Source organism: Streptomyces sp. BBFR51 (assembly GCF_044591655.1).
Classification (GTDB): domain Bacteria; phylum Actinomycetota; class Actinomycetes; order Streptomycetales; family Streptomycetaceae; genus Streptomyces.
The window spans coordinates 1954289-1970991 of the sequence record NZ_CP172448.1 but is presented as its reverse complement, the minus strand read 5'-3'; the positions used below and the strand labels follow the sequence as shown (position 1 = coordinate 1970991).

The 16703-nt window shown below is 73.0% G+C and carries 17 protein-coding genes; 15 read left to right on the top strand and 2 right to left on the bottom strand.

Annotation, left to right across the window (positions count from 1 at the left end; all coding sequences use genetic code 11):
* Positions 1 to 45: 45 nt before the first annotated feature.
* The 11 genes from ACGH7X_RS08895 to ACGH7X_RS08845 all read left to right on the top strand — a co-directional run bounded on the left by ACGH7X_RS08895 (position 46) and on the right by ACGH7X_RS08845 (position 12467).
* Positions 46 to 681 (top strand): NUDIX domain-containing protein, encoded by a 636-nt coding sequence (locus ACGH7X_RS08895; protein ID WP_399883336.1) that lies wholly within the window; start codon positions 46 to 48, stop codon positions 679 to 681.
* Between the two features lie 502 nt (positions 682 to 1183).
* Entirely contained in the window at positions 1184 to 3211 is a 2028-nt protein-coding gene (locus ACGH7X_RS08890) for a tetratricopeptide repeat protein (RefSeq protein WP_399883334.1), read from the top strand.
* A gap of 133 nt (positions 3212 to 3344) precedes the next feature.
* Complete coding sequence (ald, locus tag ACGH7X_RS08885; protein WP_399883332.1) at positions 3345 to 4469, top strand: alanine dehydrogenase; 1125 nt, start codon at positions 3345 to 3347, stop codon at positions 4467 to 4469.
* Between the two features lie 427 nt (positions 4470 to 4896).
* Positions 4897 to 6027: a ParA family protein gene (locus tag ACGH7X_RS08880; protein ID WP_399883330.1), complete on the top strand. Its 1131-nt coding sequence runs from the start codon at positions 4897 to 4899 to the stop codon at positions 6025 to 6027.
* A complete protein-coding gene (locus tag ACGH7X_RS08875) occupies positions 6012 to 6581 on the top strand; it encodes a hypothetical protein (protein ID WP_399883328.1) in 570 nt (189 codons plus the stop codon). Before ACGH7X_RS08880 ends, ACGH7X_RS08875 begins: the two co-directional genes overlap by 16 nt.
* 381 nt (positions 6582 to 6962) lie before the next feature.
* Positions 6963 to 8069 carry a segregation and condensation protein A gene (locus ACGH7X_RS08870; protein WP_399896864.1) on the top strand — a complete coding sequence of 369 codons (1107 nt, stop codon included), beginning with the start codon at positions 6963 to 6965 and terminating at the stop codon, positions 8067 to 8069.
* Positions 8066 to 8719, top strand: coding sequence for an SMC-Scp complex subunit ScpB (gene scpB / locus ACGH7X_RS08865; RefSeq protein WP_399883326.1), 654 nt, complete (start codon positions 8066 to 8068; stop codon positions 8717 to 8719). The genes ACGH7X_RS08870 and scpB overlap by 4 nt, the downstream gene beginning before the upstream one ends.
* Positions 8719 to 9882: a pseudouridine synthase gene (locus tag ACGH7X_RS08860; protein WP_399883324.1), complete on the top strand. Its 1164-nt coding sequence runs from the start codon at positions 8719 to 8721 to the stop codon at positions 9880 to 9882. The genes scpB and ACGH7X_RS08860 overlap by 1 nt, the downstream gene beginning before the upstream one ends.
* Positions 9883 to 9962: 80 nt before the next feature.
* Positions 9963 to 10682 carry an NUDIX hydrolase gene (locus ACGH7X_RS08855; protein WP_399883322.1) on the top strand — a complete coding sequence of 240 codons (720 nt, stop codon included), beginning with the start codon at positions 9963 to 9965 and terminating at the stop codon, positions 10680 to 10682.
* A complete protein-coding gene (locus ACGH7X_RS08850; RefSeq protein WP_399883320.1) occupies positions 10679 to 11701 on the top strand; it encodes an ADP-ribosylglycohydrolase family protein in 1023 nt (340 codons plus the stop codon). Before ACGH7X_RS08855 ends, ACGH7X_RS08850 begins: the two co-directional genes overlap by 4 nt.
* 4 nt (positions 11702 to 11705) lie before the next feature.
* Positions 11706 to 12467: a DNA polymerase beta superfamily protein gene (locus tag ACGH7X_RS08845; RefSeq protein ID WP_399883318.1), complete on the top strand. Its 762-nt coding sequence runs from the start codon at positions 11706 to 11708 to the stop codon at positions 12465 to 12467.
* On the opposite strand, the gene ACGH7X_RS08840 is transcribed toward ACGH7X_RS08845, so the two are convergent.
* Positions 12393 to 13136, bottom strand: a complete 744-nt coding sequence (locus ACGH7X_RS08840) for a DNA polymerase beta superfamily protein (RefSeq protein WP_399883316.1) — start codon at positions 13134 to 13136, stop codon at positions 12393 to 12395. The two genes, ACGH7X_RS08845 and ACGH7X_RS08840, sit on opposite strands and share 75 nt — an antisense overlap.
* A gap of 22 nt (positions 13137 to 13158) precedes the next feature.
* A complete protein-coding gene (locus ACGH7X_RS08835) occupies positions 13159 to 13566 on the bottom strand; it encodes a Rieske (2Fe-2S) protein (protein WP_399883314.1) in 408 nt (135 codons plus the stop codon).
* Between the two features lie 133 nt (positions 13567 to 13699).
* On the opposite strand from ACGH7X_RS08835, the gene aroH reads away from it, so the two are divergent.
* From aroH to ACGH7X_RS08815, 4 genes are all read left to right on the top strand, one after another.
* Positions 13700 to 14062 carry a chorismate mutase gene (gene aroH, locus ACGH7X_RS08830; RefSeq protein WP_399883312.1) on the top strand — a complete coding sequence of 121 codons (363 nt, stop codon included), beginning with the start codon at positions 13700 to 13702 and terminating at the stop codon, positions 14060 to 14062.
* A complete protein-coding gene (locus tag ACGH7X_RS08825; RefSeq protein WP_399883311.1) occupies positions 14059 to 15144 on the top strand; it encodes a prephenate dehydrogenase in 1086 nt (361 codons plus the stop codon). The genes aroH and ACGH7X_RS08825 overlap by 4 nt, the downstream gene beginning before the upstream one ends.
* 131 nt (positions 15145 to 15275) lie before the next feature.
* The gene (gene cmk / locus ACGH7X_RS08820; protein WP_399883309.1) at positions 15276 to 15971 is read left to right on the top strand and encodes a (d)CMP kinase; all 696 of its coding nucleotides are present in this window, start codon (positions 15276 to 15278) and stop codon (positions 15969 to 15971) included.
* 71 nt (positions 15972 to 16042) lie between these two features.
* A complete protein-coding gene (locus ACGH7X_RS08815; protein ID WP_399896861.1) occupies positions 16043 to 16645 on the top strand; it encodes a lysophospholipid acyltransferase family protein in 603 nt (200 codons plus the stop codon).
* The last annotated feature ends 58 nt before the right edge of the window (positions 16646 to 16703 follow it).

Here is a 16703-nt window from a genome sequence, read left to right as displayed (position 1 = left end):
CGGCGCGGGCCCCGGCTTTCGTACGTCTGGAAGGACGGGTCAGGGATGACGGGCAGCACGATCAAGGACACCCCCGAGGAGTGGGAGGTCCGGAGCACCCGGACCCCCTTCCGGGGCAACAAGACCTCCGTCCGCACCGACGACGTCGTCATGCCCGACGGCTCCGTGGTGACCCGCGACTACCAGGTCCACCCCGGCTCCGTGGCCGTCCTCGCCCTGGACGGCGAGGGCCGGGTGCTGGTCCTCCGCCAGTACCGGCACCCCGTGCGCGAGAAGCTGTGGGAGATCCCGGCCGGCCTGCTCGACGTCCCCGGGGAGAACCCGCTGCACGCCGCCCAGCGCGAGCTGTACGAGGAGGCGCACGTCAAGGCCGAGGACTGGCGGGTGCTGACCGACGTCTACACCACGCCGGGCGGCTGCGACGAGGCCGTACGGATCTTCCTCGCCCGGGACCTGTCCGAGGCCGAGGGCGAGCGCTTCGAGGTCGAGGACGAAGAGGCCGACATGGAGCTGGAGCGGGTGCCCGTCGCGGACCTGGTCCGGGGCGTGCTCGCGGGGGAGCTGCACAACAACTGCCTGGTCGTGGGCGTGCTCTCGCTGGTCGCGGCGGAGCGGGGCGACGGACTCGACGCGCTCCGCCCCGCCGAGGCGCCCTGGCCGGCCCGCCCGTTCGAGGCCTGACGGCCGGTCGCCGCGCTTCGCGCTTCCGGTTGCGCGGCCGGCCTGTGGCTGCCGCCCTCGGCCGGTCGGTTCCCGTGACGGCGTACGGCGCCGGAGGGCTGGGGGTCGAGGGCGCCTGTTTCGCGTTGCGGGTGGGCGGTCGGGCGGTGGTGCCCTCGGCATGGCGGCTCCGGTGACGGCGCACGGCGCCGGAGTGGCCGTACTGCCCGCCGAGGCCTCGGTCACGAGGGCGCCCAGTTGCGGCGCGGGACGGCTGGGGTTCAGGGGCGGCCGGGGGCGCGGGTGCCGCGCGAGTGGTGGCGTGGTCGGGCCGGGCGGGGATGGTGGCACCGTCGCAGGGTGTCGGCTTCGGGGTCGCCGGTGTGACCATCGGTTGATCCGATCGAGGGATGTGCCCGCCGCGCTCCGCCGGGAACGTAGCAGAGCGTGAACTAGGCTCTGGAAACGCCCGAACCGGGGTTCCGGCGGGTGCCGGCGTGCGGTGGGATCGGGAGTGTGGCCCGTGACGGATCAGGCGGTGGACACGGACGGCGTACGGCTGTCGGAGGACCCTGCTGAGGAAACTGGGTTCCTGGGCCGCACCCGGGAGTTGAAGGAACTGCGCGCCGACATCGAGCGTGCGGGCCTGGACACCCTCTCCGGCCGCAAGGCCCCCCGCGCGCGCGTGCTGCTCATCGCGGGCCGCCCCGGCTCGGGACGCACCGCGCTCGCCGAGGAGCTGGCGGCCCAGGTCGCGGACAAGTACCCCGACGGTGTGCTGCGGGCCCGGCTGAGCGAACCGGACGGCACCCGCGTGACCGTCGACCGCCTCGCCCGGGAACTGCTCGGCGAACTGGACCACCCCGCCCCGCCCGGGGCCGGCGAGGACGACCTCACCGAGGCCCTGCGCACCGTCCTCGCCGACCGCAGGGTCCTGCTCCTGCTCGACGCCGCCGCCGACGCCGAACAGGTCGACGCCCTGCTGCCGGACACCCCGGACTGCCTGGCCGTGGTCGTGGCCGAGGGCCCGCTGACCGGCATCGCGGACGTCCGCCCCTGCACGCTGGGGGGCCTCGACACCAAGTCGGCCGTGGAGCTGCTGTCCCGGTACACCGGCTCGGTCCGCATCACCGTCGACCCCCGGGCCGCCGAACAGCTGGTCGAGGTATGCCAGGCACAGGCCGCCGCGCTGACCCTCGCCGGCGGCTGGCTCGCCGCCCGTCCCCAGGCGGCCGTCGCCGACCTCGCCAAGCAGGTGCACGCGGAGGGCGACGAGGGGACCGCGCTCAGCAGGGTCTTCCGCCTCGTCTACGCCTCCCTGCCCAGCCCCGCCGCCCGGATACTGCGACTGCTCTCCCTCGCCCCGGCCGGCCTGGTCGACCCGCACACCGCCTCCGCGCTCGCCGGCTGCTCGGTGAACGGCGCCCGCAGCACCCTGGACGACTTCGTCGCCCTCGGCCTGGTGCGCGCCGTCGACTCGCCGCTGCCCGAGTACGAGGTCCCCGGATGCCTGCACGCCCAGCTGCGGGCCCTCGCCCTGAGACACGACCGGCCCGCCGAGCTCCAGCTGGCCCGCGCCCGCATGCTGGAGCGGACGGTACGGCTGCTCCAGTCCTGCCGGGCGGTCACCGAGACCGACAGTCCGCAGGCCCGCGAGAAGCTCCTCGCCACGCCGCGCGACCTGCGCTTCCCGCATCCGAGGGCCGCCGCCGACTGGCTGCGCGCCCGGCGCCCCGCCCTGCTGGCCTCGGCCCGCCTCGCGGTCGCCGACGGCGAACTGGACACCCTCGCCCGCAGGCTGATGTCCCAGCTGGTGCGGGCCATGGTGGCCCACGTCGGCACCCGTGCGGCGGCCCCCGACCTGTACGGCATCCACCGCCTCGTCCTCGACGTGGCCGAGCGCCGCGAGCTGCCCCGGGAGAAGGCGGCGGCCCTGCTGAACCTGGCCGACCTCGACGCCCGCACCGGCCGCACCGCCGAGGCCCTGGTGCGCTACCGGGCCGCGCTGGACGCCGGACGCGAGGCGAACGACCCGTACGCGACCGGCCGCGCCATGGAATCCGTGGGCGGCGCCCACCTGGAGCTCGGGGACTACGACCGGGCCGCCGACTGGTTCGGCCGGGCGCTCGCCCAGCGGCTCGCCCGGGACGAGCGGGCCGACGCCGCCCGGATCTACGGCCGCATCGCCACCACCCACACCTACGCCGGCCGCTACGGCGAGGCGGTGCGGTCCTGGCGCGCCGCCCTCGCCGGGTACCGCAAGGCCGACGACGTGGCCGCGCACGCCCGGGCCCTGTCCGAGCTGGCCCGCGTCCAGGAGTACGCAGGGCGCCCCGAGGAGTCGCTGCGCACCTGTCAGGAGGCCGTCGACTGGGCCCGCCGGGCCGAGGACGTACGCCTCCAGGCCGCGCTGCACCTGCGGCTCGCCGACACGCTCGACCGGCTCGGCGACCCCACCGCGGCCGGCCTGCAGCGCGGCGCCGCAGAGCGCATGCTGAGGGAAGAGTCCGACGACGCCTGCGAAATCCGCAGCGCAGTGACTGAAGATTGATGCTTTGGAAGGCTGGACAGAGAGAACGCCTTCATTAAACTGGCTCTGCCGCACGTTCTCCGGCGGTCTCTCCCGGTGTGCCCGCGCTTGATCGGGTATGCCTTGTAATAGCCCATCCTCTGAGCCAAGGACCGTGATCCACGTGAAGGTCGGCATCCCCCGCGAGGTCAAGAACAACGAGTTCCGGGTGGCCATCACCCCCGCCGGCGTGCACGAGCTGGTGCGCCACGGTCACCAGGTCGTCATCGAGCACGACGCCGGCGTCGGCTCCTCGATCCCCGACGCCGAGTACGTCGCCGCCGGCGCGCGGATACTCGGCACCGCGGACGAGGTCTGGGCCACCGCCGACCTGGTGCTCAAGGTCAAGGAGCCGATCGCGCAGGAGTACCACCGCCTGCGCAAGGACCAGACACTCTTCACCTACCTGCACCTGGCCGCCTCCAAGGAGTGCACGGACGCGCTCATCGAGTCCGGCACCACCGCGATCGCCTACGAGACGGTCGAGCTGCCCAGCCGCGCGCTGCCGCTGCTGGCCCCGATGTCCGAGGTTGCGGGCCGCCTCTCCCCCCAGGTCGGCGCCTACCACCTGATGGCCGCCAACGGCGGCCGCGGTGTCCTGCCCGGCGGGGTCCCCGGCGTGCTGGCCGGCCGTGCCGTGGTCATCGGCGGCGGCGTCTCCGGTTGGAACGCGGCGCAGATCGCCATCGGCATGGGCTTCCACGTGACCCTGCTCGACAAGGACATCAACAAGCTCAAGGAAGCGGACAAGGTCTTCGGTACGAAGATCCAGACCGTCGTCTCCAACGCCTTCGAGCTGGAGAAGGCCTGCCTGGAGGCCGACCTCGTGATCGGCGCCGTGCTGATCCCGGGCGCCAAGGCCCCGAAGCTGGTCACCAACGAGCTGGTGTCCCGGATGAAGCCCGGGAGTGTCCTTGTCGACATCGCGATCGACCAGGGCGGCTGCTTCGAGGACTCCCACCCGACCACCCACGCCGAGCCGACCTTCCCGGTCCACAACTCGGTCTTCTACTGCGTCGCCAACATGCCCGGCGCGGTGCCGAACACCTCCACCTACGCGCTGACCAACGCCACGCTGCCCTACATCGTGGAACTGGCGAACCGCGGCTGGGCCGAGGCGCTGCGCCGCGACCCCGCGCTGGCCAGGGGCCTCAACACCCATGACGGCAAGGTCGTTTACAGGGAGGTCGCCGAGGCGCACGGCCTCGAGCACGCGGAGCTGGCCTCCCTGCTCGCCTGACCTGCCGCCAGAGCGTCTCGGCGGCCGGTAAGTCGGCTAAGTCATCACCCGGGAAAGGCGATACGTCAACAGTCGTCGTCAACCCCGCACACCCGGCCGGACCTTGCCCGACAAGGTCCGGCCGGGTGTGTGTATGGTCACTTTGCGATTCTCGGTCAACTCGCCTCGAACGTAACGCTTCAACCGATTCGCGCACCGGTGAAACCTGCTGTGCGACGGCCGTACGCCCTTGACAGAGGGATGTTTCATTGCCGACACATCGGGCCGGGTCCGGCGGATTGTGTTGCTGCGGACGGCCGACACGCCATAGAGTCGCCGAACGTCGGCATGGTGCCACGCTGACCTGTCTAGAAGTTCCCTGGTCACCAAGGAGGTAAGACGACTTGTGAATGAGTCGACATTTACTCCCGGGGGTGGTCAACCAGGAATGCCTGCACGGGCCCACAGCCCCGGGCGTCTCGAGGCTGTCGGCTCCGTAGCTGTACGCACCTTCGCAGCCGCCCACCAGAGTCCGCAGGCGACTCGGACAGCACACATGAGTATGGATGGCCAACACGTGAACGCCATGGCCGGCGACGGAAGTGGCGCGCCCCGCAACCACTTCGCCGACTACGACGAACTGCCCGAGGGGCACTTCTACGACCCGGACGCGGAGTACGAACCGGACCCCGAGTACGCCGCCACGCTCGCGCCCGACGCGGCCCGACAGCGCCGTGAGCGCGTCGGCCCGACCGGACGTCCGCTGCCGTACTTCCCGATTCCGGGACCGCTGACCGATCACGGCCCCGCCAAGATCATCGCGATGTGCAACCAGAAGGGCGGCGTGGGCAAGACCACGTCGACCATCAACCTGGGTGCCGCGCTCGCCGAGTACGGGCGCCGGGTGCTGCTCGTCGACTTCGACCCGCAGGGCGCGCTGTCGGTCGGACTCGGCGTCAACCCGATGGAGCTCGACCTCACCGTCTACAACCTGCTCATGGAGCGGGGTATGGCGGCCGACGAGGTGCTGCTGAAGACGGCGGTCCCCAACATGGACCTGCTGCCCAGCAACATCGACCTGTCGGCGGCCGAGGTGCAGCTGGTGAGCGAGGTCGCGCGCGAGTCGACCCTCCAGCGGGCGCTGAAGCCGCTGATGGACGACTACGACTACATCGTGATCGACTGCCAGCCCTCGCTCGGCCTGCTCACGGTCAACGCGCTGACGGCCGCGCACAAGGTGATCGTGCCGCTGGAGTGCGAGTTCTTCGCGCTGCGCGGTGTGGCCCTGCTGACCGAGACGATCGAGAAGGTCCAGGAGCGGCTCAACCCGGACCTGGAGCTCGACGGCATCCTCGCCACGATGTACGACTCGCGCACGGTGCACAGCCGTGAGGTGCTCGCACGTGTCGTCGAGGCGTTCGACGACCACGTCTACCACACGGTCATCGGGCGCACGGTCCGCTTCCCGGAGACCACGGTCGCCGGTGAGCCGATCACCACGTACGCCTCCAACTCCGTCGGCGCCGCCGCCTACCGCCAGCTCGCCAGGGAGGTGCTCGCCCGGTGTCACGCCGAGTGAGTCTGCCGGGGGCCGACGAACTCTTCCGTACGACAGGGGGAATGGCGCTCCAGGCGTCCTCCCCGCGGCGCTCGGCCAACGGGGAAGCCCGGGTGCCGGCGCCGGCGGGGGAGAGTGACCAGGCCGCCGCCGAGGACGCACCGCAGTCGGTGCCCGCGCAGGGCGGTGACGGCGAGGGCGCCGAACACGCCGCGGCGGACGCGGAGCCGGGCTCGGCGGGCGAGTCGCGCAGCCGGGGCGCCGAGCGCTCCACGCGGGGCTCCGGGCCGGGTACGGCGGCGCAGGAAGGTTCTGCCGCCGACCGGCCCCGCAAGCGCGGACGGTCCCCCTCGCGCCGTCCCAGCGGACGGGAGCGCCACGACGAGAAGATCACCGTGTACGTCTCCGCCGAGGAGCTGATGGACCTGGAACACGCCCGTCTGGTGCTCCGGGGCGAGCACGGCCTGGCCGTGGACCGGGGCCGCATCGTCCGCGAGGCGGTCGCCGTGGTCCTCGCCGACCTCGAATCCCGCGGGGACGCCAGCATCCTCGTACGACGGCTGCGCGGGCGGTAGCGGTAGCCTGCGGGAGCCATGACCTCGAACGACGCTCCCAGCCCCGGCGCCCGCGCCGGCCGTCGGCGCGCGCTGGGGCGGGGACCGGCGGAGCAGCCGGCTCCGCCGGTGCCGGAGTTCCCCGAGACACCCGAGGCGCCCGAGGGGCTGCCGTCCGGCGCCGAGTCCCCCGAGCCCGCGGTCGCGCGTGCGGAGCCCTCCGGCGAGCCGGCCGAGACCCCGGCTCCGGAAACCTCACCACGGACTGACATGCCCCCTTCGGAATCCTTCCGTGCGGCAACCGAACCGGAGGCCGGGCGCGCCCGCCCGGACACCGGCGCGCGGGGTGGGTCGCAGGCCACGACGGGCCCTCGGCAGGAGACCGCCCCGCCCTCGCCCGCCGTGGCCTCGGAAGCCGCCGAGGCAGTGGCCACCGCCGCGCCCGGAACAGTGGCGGGGGATTCCGCCGTGTCGCCGGGAGCCGGGGCACAGGCGCCCGCCGAGGCGCCGGAGGCCGTCCGGGCGGCGCCCACCGCCGCGCCGGAATCCGGGCCGCGGCCGCCCGCCGAGGCGCCGGAGGACGGGCCTCGGATGTCCGCCGTGGCAGCGGTGGCTCCGCCCGGAGTCGGTCCCGCGGATCGGCCGGAGGACGCAGAGGCGGCGCGCGCCGTCGCCGAAGGCGCGGCCGACGACGCCGGCGACGGCGTCTTCAAGGTGCGGCTCGCCAACTTCGAGGGGCCGTTCGACCTGCTCCTCCAGCTGATCTCCAAGCACAAGATGGACGTCACCGAGGTCGCGCTGTCCAAGGTGACCGACGAGTTCATGGCGCACATCCGGGCGCTGGGGCCGGACTGGGACCTCGACGAGACGACCGAGTTCCTGGTGGTCGCCGCCACCCTGCTCGACCTGAAGGCGGCCCGGCTGCTGCCCGCCGCCGAGGTCGAGGACGAGGCCGACCTGGCGCTGCTCGAGGCCCGCGACCTGCTCTTCGCACGGCTGCTCCAGTACCGCGCGTACAAGCAGATCGCGGAGATCTTCAACGAGCGGCTCGAGGCCGAGGCCCGCCGCTACCCCCGTACCGTCGGCCTGGAACCCCGCCATGCCGACCTGCTGCCCGAGGTCGTCATCAGCATCGGCCCCGAAGGCTTCGCCAAGCTCGCCGTGAAGGCGATGCAGCCCAAGCCCAAGCCGCAGGTGTACGTCGAGCACATCCACGCCCCCCTGGTCAGCGTGCAGGAGCAGGCCGGGATCGTCGTCGCCCGGCTGAAGGAGCTGGGCGAGGCAAGCTTCCGCGTGCTGGTCCAGGACACCGAGGACACGCTGACCGTCGTGGCCCGCTTCCTGGCCCTGCTTGAGCTGTACCGGGAGAAGGCCGTCGAGCTGGACCAGGAGACGGCGCTCGGTGACCTGCTGGTGCGCTGGACGGGCGGGGACCAGGACACCGGGCCGGTGGTGACGGACGAGTTCGACCGGCCGGCCGAGGAGACCGAGGAGGAGCGGAAGGCGTGAGTGACGAGACCACGGAGGCCGTGGGCGCACCGGACGGCGTCGCCGACCTCGACCTCAAGCCCGCCCTCGAGGCCGTCCTCATGGTCGTCGACGAGCCCGCGACCGAGGAACACCTCGCGAAGATACTGCAGCGTCCCCGCCGGCGGATCGCGGACGCCCTGCGCGAGCTGGCCGACGAGTACACCGTCCAGGGCCGCGGCTTCGAGCTGCGCCTGATCGCGGGCGGCTGGCGCTTCTACAGCCGGCCCGAGTACGCCGCGGCCGTCGAGGGCTTCGTCCTGGACGGCCAGCACGCCCGACTCACCCAGGCCGCGCTGGAGACCCTCGCCGTGGTCGCCTACCGCCAGCCGGTCAGCCGCGGCCGCGTCTCCGCGGTGCGCGGCGTGAACTGCGACGGCGTGATGCGCACCCTCCTGCAACGGGGTCTGGTCGAGGAGGCGGGCACGGAACCCGAAACAGGTGCGATCCTGTACGTGACGACGAACTACTTCCTGGAGCGGATGGGCCTGCGCGGTCTGGACGAGCTCCCGGAGCTCGCGCCCTTCCTCCCGGAGGCGGCGGCGATCGAGGCCGACACACTGGAAGGGGTCCCGTCGTTCGATCCGGACGCCCCGGATTCCGAGGACGCAGACGACAAGACGGAACTTTGATGCGAAGCAGCAGCGGCAGGAACAGCAGCGGAAACAACGGCGGGAGCCGTGGTGGCAACAGCGGCGGCCGCGGCGGGAGCAGCGGTGGCCGCGGTAACCCCCGCGGCGGGAGCGGCGGTAACCCCCGCGGCGGGAGCGGCGGTACCCCCCGCGGCGCCGGTGGCAACCGCGACAACAAGCAGGGCGGCCGTCCGAAGAACCCGCGCCCCGAGGAGCGGCGCTACGACGTGGGTCCCGGCGCCACGCACGAGGGCCCGAAGTCGGGCCGCGGCCCGGCGGCCCGCGGCGGCGCCAAGGGCGGGCCGAAGAAGCCCCTGCAGCGCGGGCGCTCGGTCCCGGCCACGTCCCGCGAGTACGAGGCGCGCGCCGAGGAGCGCAACCGCGAGCGGTACGCGGGCAAGAAGGACGTCAAGCCCCCCAAGACCTTCCCCGGCGCCGAGCAGGAGGGCGAGCGGCTGCAGAAGGTCCTCGCGCGCGCGGGCTACGGCTCCCGGCGTTCCTGCGAGGAGCTGATCGAGCAGGCGCGCGTCGAGATCAACGGCGAGATCGTCCTGGAGCAGGGCAGGCGGGTCGACCCGGAGAAGGACGAGGTCAAGGTCGACGGCCTGACCGTCGCGACGCAGTCGTACCAGTTCTTCTCGCTCAACAAGCCCGCCGGTGTCGTCTCCACCATGGAGGACCCGGACGGCCGGCAGTGCCTCGGTGACTACGTCACCAACCGCGAGACCCGGCTCTTCCACGTCGGCCGGCTCGACACCGAGACCGAGGGCGTGATCCTGCTCACCAACCACGGTGAGCTGGCGCACCGCCTGACCCACCCCCGGTACGGCGTGAAGAAGACCTACCTCGCGCACATCGTGGGCCCGATCCCGCGCGACCTCGGCAAGCGCCTCAAGGACGGCATCCAGCTGGAGGACGGGTACGCGCGCGCGGACCACTTCCGGGTCGTCGAGCAGACCGGCAAGAACTACCTGGTCGAGGTCACCCTCCACGAGGGCCGCAAGCACATCGTCCGCCGGATGCTCGCCGAGGCGGGCTTCCCCGTCGACAAGCTGGTGCGCACCGCCTTCGGCCCGATCACCCTGGGCGACCAGAAGTCGGGCTGGCTGCGCCGGCTGTCCAACACGGAGGTCGGGATGCTGATGCAGGAGGTCGAGCTCTAGGCCGCCGGTGTCGTAGAGGGCTTGTACCGACCGGCCACCTCCTTTTATAGTCGTTGTGACTATTAAGGGGGTGGCCGGCCGTGCACGGCTACGACAAGCACGCCTTCGAACCCTTCGCCGTCACCGTCGACCTCGCCGTCCTCACGCTGCGCGCGGGCGCCCTGCACGTGCTGCTCGTCGAGCGGGGCCAGGAGCCCTACGCCGGCCGCTGGGCGCTGCCCGGTGGCTTCCTGCTGCCGGACGAGTCGGCCGAGACGGCCGCCCGGCGCGAGCTCGCGGAGGAGACCGGCCTCGCGGACGTGACCGGACTGCACCTGGAGCAGCTGCGGACCTACAGCGAACCCGGCCGCGACCCCCGGATGCGGGTCGTCTCCGTCGCCTTCGCCGCCCTGCTGCCCCACCCTCCCGAGCCGCACGCCGGGACCGACGCCGCCGAGGCCCGCTGGGTGCCGTACGACAAGGCCCAGGGCCTCGCCTTCGACCACGACCGGATCCTGGCCGATGCCCGGGAACGCGTCGGCGCCAAGCTCGAGTACACCTGTCTGGCCACCGCCTTCTGCCCGGCCGAGTTCACGCTCGGCGAGCTCCAGCAGGTCTACGAGACGGTGTGGGGCACGGCCCTGGACCGGCCCAACTTCCGGCGCAAGGTCCTCGCCACCCCGGGCTTCGTCGAGGCCGTCCCCGGCGCCGCCCGACTGACCGGGGGCCGCGGCAAGCCTGCCGCGCTGTACCGGCCCGGCCCGGCCGGCTCCCTGCACCCGCCCCTGCTGCGCACCCCTCGGGAAGGACGCCCCGCATGACCTCGACCACCGTCGCCAAACGCGCCGCCACCGGAGCGCTCACCGGCCTCGCCCTCGGCGACGCGCTGGGCTTTCCCACCGAGTTCAACGACGTCCCCTCGATCCTCGCCAAGTGCGGCCCCTGGCGCGAGATGGCGCTGCCGGACCCGGCCTTCGTCACCGACGACACGCAGATGACGCTGGCCCTGGGCAAGGGGCTGCGGACGGCCATGGACCGGGGCCTGCTCGGTCCCAAGCGGATGGAACGTCCGGTGCGCGAGGAGTTCGTCGACTGGTACCAGTCGCCCGAGAACAACCGCGCGCCCGGCAACACCTGTCTCAAGGCCTGCAACCTCCTCAAGACCCCGGACCGCCCCTGGCAGGACGCCAGCCAGGTCGGCTCCAAGGGCTGCGGCGCCAACATGCGCGTCGCGCCCGTCGGACTCGCCCCCGGCCTCAGTGACGAACAGCGGGCGGGCGCCGCCCAGTTGCAGTCCGCGCTCACCCACGGGCACCCCACCGCCCTCGCCGCCTCCGACCTCACCGCGCACGCCGTGCGGCTGCTCGCCGAGGGGGCCGAGCCGACCGGACTGGTCGGGCTGCTGCGCTCGTACGCCTACGACAACCGCACCCGCTACCACGAGCGCTGGCTGGGCGACCTGTGGAGCCGCGCCCAGGACCCGACCCCCGAACACTTCGTCGCGCGCGGCTGGGACGAGTGCCTGGCGGTACTCGACCGGCTCCAGGAGGCGGTGCGCACCGTCTCGCCCGAGACCGACCCCTGCCTGGCCGTCGGCCAGGGCTGGATCGCCGAGGAGGCCATGGCGGCCGGCCTGCTCTGCTTCCTGCTCTTCGTCGACGAGCCGCTGACCGCGCTTCGCCGGGCCGCCTGCACCTCCGGCGACTCCGACTCCATCGCCTGCCTCGCGGGCGCCTTCGCCGGCGCCTACCTGGGCGCCGACGCCTGGCCGGGCGAGTGGGCCGACCGCATCGAGTACCGGGGCGACCTGCTGGCCCTCGGAGCGCTCTGGGACGCTTGAGCGCATGATCGACGCCCTGGACATCGACCTGGCGCCGGTGGTGGCCGAACAGCCCTTCCCGGTGCTGTTCGCCACCGTCTCCGGCGCCCACCTCTACGGCTTCCCCTCCCGCGACTCGGACGTCGACCTGCGCGGCGTGCACCTGCTGCCCGCCGCCGACCTGGTCGGGCTGCGCGAACCGGAGGAGACCAGGTCGCGGATGTGGGACCGGGACGGCGTCGAGATGGACCTGGTCACCCACGACCTGCGCAAGTTCGTACGGCTGATGCTCCGGCGCAACGGCTACGTGCTCGAGCAGCTGCTCTCCCCGCTGGTCGTGCACACCACCGAGGCGCACCGGGAACTGGCCGCGCTCGCGCCGGGCGTCCTCACCGGCCACCACGCGCACCACTACCGGGGATTCGCCCAGACCCAGTGGCGCCTGTTCGAGAAGACCGGCGAGCTGAAGCCGCTCCTGTACACCTTCCGGGTCCTGCTCACCGGCATCCACCTGATGCGGTCCGGCGAGGTCCAGCCGCATCTGCCCACGCTCGTCGGGGAGACCGACGCCGCACCGGCCTACCTGCCCGAGCTGATCGCGGCCAAGGCCGAGCGCGAGCACGGGGACGCCGGGGACGCCGGCGTCGAGCACGCGCGCGTGCGGGCCGACGTGGAGAAGCTGCACAGCGTGCTGGACCAGGCGCAGGCCGCGTCAGCGCTCCCCGACGCCCCGACCGCTCACGACGCCCTGCACGACTTCGTCGTACGGGTCCGGCTGGAGCGCTGAGGCGCGGCGGGTGCGGACGAGGAAGTCCTCGACGCGGCGCCGGTCCGGCTCCTCGGGCAGCGGGCTGCGCCGGGCGGCCGCCTCGCCCTCCTCGGCCAGCCGCGTCATCCGCGCCTCCACCTCGGGCCAGGGCACCCCGCCGCGCTTGACGGCGAGCAGCGGCTCCCGCCGGTCGCCGACGTCGATGGTCAGCGTGCCCGTGCGCAGCAGGTCGCGGGCGGAGGTCAGCAGCCGCAGCAGGTGCATCGCGTGCTTCCAGCGCGGGGCGCCGTGGGCGCGCACGTCGGCGTCCAGCTTGCGGCGCTGGGCGTGCGCGTAGCGGGTGAACGTCTCGTGGGCCCGGCGGGAGAGGAACGCCTCGCGCAGGGCGAGCAGTTCGCGGCCCGTGTCGTCGGCGTACTCCACCAGCGGGGAGTGCAGGCACTCCAGGATGTTCGGGTTGGCGCGCAGGGCCAGCTCGCAGAAGCGCTCCAGCTCCCAGCCGAACTGCTCCTCGGCCGGGCCCTCCACGTGCGTCGGCGGCTTCTCGAAGCGCCAGAACAGCGGGGTCGGGGCGAGGAAGACACCCCGGCGGTCGGTGTCGCTGCCCTCCGTCGCCAGACCGAAGGCGCGCGAACCCATGACACAGGCGTAGATCGTGTGGTCGCGTACCAGGGTCTCGGGTTCCATGCCCGGAGCGTACGCGGGCGGCTCACGCCGACCGGATCGAATTTCCCTCCACCGCGATCCGCTCCTCGGGCAGCGGCCTCGTCGCCGGTCCCTGCTCCACCGCACCGTCGGTGACGCTGAACCTGCTGCCGTGGCAGGCGCAGTCGATGGTGCCGTCCCGCACCGCCGACACGAGGCAGTTCTGGTGCGTGCAGACCGCCGAGAAGGCCTTGAACTCGCCCTGCTCCGGCTGGGTCACCACGATCTTCTCGTCCGGGAAGATCTTTCCGCCGCCGACCGGGATGTCGCTCGTCGGCGCCAGCTCCCGCCCCGGCGAGGCGGCCGAGGAGCCGCCGTCGCTGCCTCCGCCGCCCCCGTCGCCGCAGCCCGCGGCGAGTGCCGCCGAGCCCGTGCAGAGGAGGACCGTACGGCGGGTCGGGGTGTGCGTCATCTCGCGGCTCCGGGGGAGGGGGGTTCGGCCGCGGTCAGCGTCTCAGGAGACGGGCGCCCCGGGCCGGCAGGCGGCGGGCTGACTAGGCTGGACGGACCAAGAACCGATACGCACGTCAGCAAGGAGCATCGCCGTGGCGGTACGAGCGGTCCGGGGCGCCGTCCAACTGGAGCGGGACGAGGCCGGGCACATGGACGAGCAGGTCGCGGCCCTGCTGACCGCCGTCATGGAGCGCAACGCCCTGACGGTCGACGACCTGATCAGCCTGTGGTTCACCGCCACCCCCGACCTGCACAGCGACTTCCCGGCCGCCGCGGCCCGCGGGCTCGGCATCACCGACGTGCCGCTGATCTGCGCCCAGGAACTGGACATCGAGGGCGCCATGCCCCGCGTCGTGCGGGTCCTCGCCCACATCGAGTCCGACCGGCCCCGCGCCGAGATCGCCCACGTCTACCTCGGCGCCGCCGCGGCCCTGCGCAAGGACATCGCCCAGTGAGAACCGCACTCGTCATCGGCACCGGCCTCATCGGCACCTCCGCCGCCCTCGCCCTCACCGACCGGGGCGTCACCGTCCACCTCGCCGACCACGACCCCGAGCAGGCCCGTACGGCCGCCGCGCTGGGCGCGGGCACCGAGCAGGCGCCGGACGCCCCCGTCGACCTGGCGATCGTCGCGGCCCCGCCCGCCCTGGTGGCCGACGTGCTCGCCGACGCCATGGGACGCGGCGTCGCCCGCGGGTACATCGACGTGGCCAGCGTCAAGGGCGGCCCGCGGCGCGAACTGGAGACGCGCGGGCTCGACCTGTCGTCCTACATCGGCACGCACCCCATGTCCGGCCGCGAGAAGTCCGGCCCGCTGGCCGCCACCGCCGACCTCTTCGAGGGCCGCCCGTGGGTGCTCACCCCGACCCGGGACACCGACACCGAGGTGCTGAACCTCGCCCTGGAGCTGGTCTCGCACTGCCGCGCGGTGCCGGTCGTGATGGACGCCGACGCCCACGACCGCGCCGTGGCCCTCGTCTCCCACATGCCCCACCTTGTCTCCAGCATGGTCGCCGCCCGCCTGGAGCACGCCGAGGAGGCGGCCGTACGGCTGTGCGGGCAGGGCATCCGCGACGTGACCCGGATCGCCGCCTCCGACCCCCGGATGTGGATCGACATCCTCTCCGCCAACCCGGGGCCGGTCGCCGACCTGCTCACCGACGTCTCCGCCGATCTGGAGGAGACGGTACGGGCCCTGCGCGCCCTGCAGTCCGCCGACGAGGACAAGCGCCGCGAGGGCGGCACCGGCATCGCCGAGGTGCTGCGGCGCGGCAACGCCGGGCAGGTCCGCGTCCCCGGCAAGCACGGATCGGCGCCGCGGACCTACGAGACGGTGGCCGTCCTCATCGACGACCAGCCCGGCCAGCTGGCCCGCATCTTCGCGGACGCGGGACGGGCCGGGGTCAACATCGAGGACGTACGCATCGAGCACGCGACCGGGCAGCAGGCGGGTCTGGTGCAGCTGATGGTGGAGCCGAAGGCCGCCGCCGTCCTCACCGCGGCCCTCAAGGAACGGGGCTGGGCGATCCGGCAGTGATCGACGGCGCCGCAGCGCTGCGGGAGCGTCGTAGGGCTGTAAGAGGGGCCCCGCGGGCCCGGTAACCTTGTGCGGGACGCGCTCGCGTCCCGCACACCACCCACCGCACCGCACCAGGAAGGTGTCCCCTCGTGGAAAACGGCGCCGCCCCGACCGTCCCCGCCGTGATTGTCGCCATCGACGGCCCCTCCGGCACGGGCAAGTCGAGCACGTCGAAGGCCGTGGCCGCACAGCTCGGCCTGAGCTACCTGGACACCGGGGCCCAGTACCGGGCGATCACGTGGTGGATGGTCAGCAACGGCATCGACACCGACGACCCGCACGCCGTCGCCGCCGCGGCCGGCAAGCCCGAGATCGTCTCCGGCACCGACCCGGCGGGCCCGGCCATCACGGTCGACGGCGTGGACGTGGCCGGCCCGATCCGCACCCAGGAGGTCACCTCCAAGGTCAGCGCGGTCAGCGCCGTACCCGAGATCCGCGCCCGGATCACCGAGCTGCAGCGCTCCATCGCCGCCGCCGCGCCGCTCGGCATCGTCGTCGAGGGCCGCGACATCGGCACCACCGTGCTGCCGGACGCCGACCTGAAGATCTTCCTCACCGCCTCGCCGGAGGCCCGCGCCGCCCGCCGCAGCGGCGAGCTGAAGGGCGCCGACGTCAACGCCACCCGCGAGGCCCTGATCAAGCGGGACGCGGCCGACTCCACCCGCAAGACCTCGCCGCTGGCCAAGGCCGGCGACGCGGTCGAGGTGGACACCACCGCCCTCACCCTCCCGCAGGTCATCGAGTGCGTCGTCACCCTCGTCGAGGAGAAGCGGGCGGGCAAGTGAGCGAACCCTCCGTTTCGCCCGTCCCCTCCGAGAAGGGCGCCGAGGTCGGGCGACGTATCGGCGTCGGCCTGATGTACGGGCTGTGGAAGCCGCGTGTGCTCGGCGCCTGGCGGGTGCCCGCCACCGGCCCGGTGATCTACGCCGTCAACCACGCGCACAACATCGACGGCCCGATGGTCATGGGCGTGGCGCCCCGGCCGACGCACTTCCTGATCAAGAAGGAGGCGTTCATCGGCCCGCTCGGACGCTTCCTGACCGGCATCGGCCAGTTGAAGGTGGACCGCCACTCCGCCGACCGCGCGGCCATAGGGCAGGCGCTGGGCGTGCTGGCCGACGGCGGCGTCCTCGGCATCTTCCCGGAGGGCACCCGGGGCGAGGGCGACTTCGCCTCACTGCGCGCCGGGCTCGCCTACTTCGCGGTGCGCAGCGGCGCGCCGATCGTCCCGGTCGCGGTGCTGGGAAGCACGGACCGTCCCGGACGGTTGATAAAGGCGCTGCCCCCGCTGCGCTCCCGCGTGGACGTCGTCTTCGGCGACCCCTTCGACGCGGGCGACGGCAGCGGACGGCGCACCCGCAAGGCGCTGGACGAGGCCACCGAACGCATCCAGAAGCAGCTCACCGCGCACCTGGAAAACGCCAGGCGCCTCACCGGGCGCCGAGTGACACTTGAGTAGTGGATCACCCGGTACCGGGTGCGCCACCGATCACCACGATGAACGAGGTACGGACTTC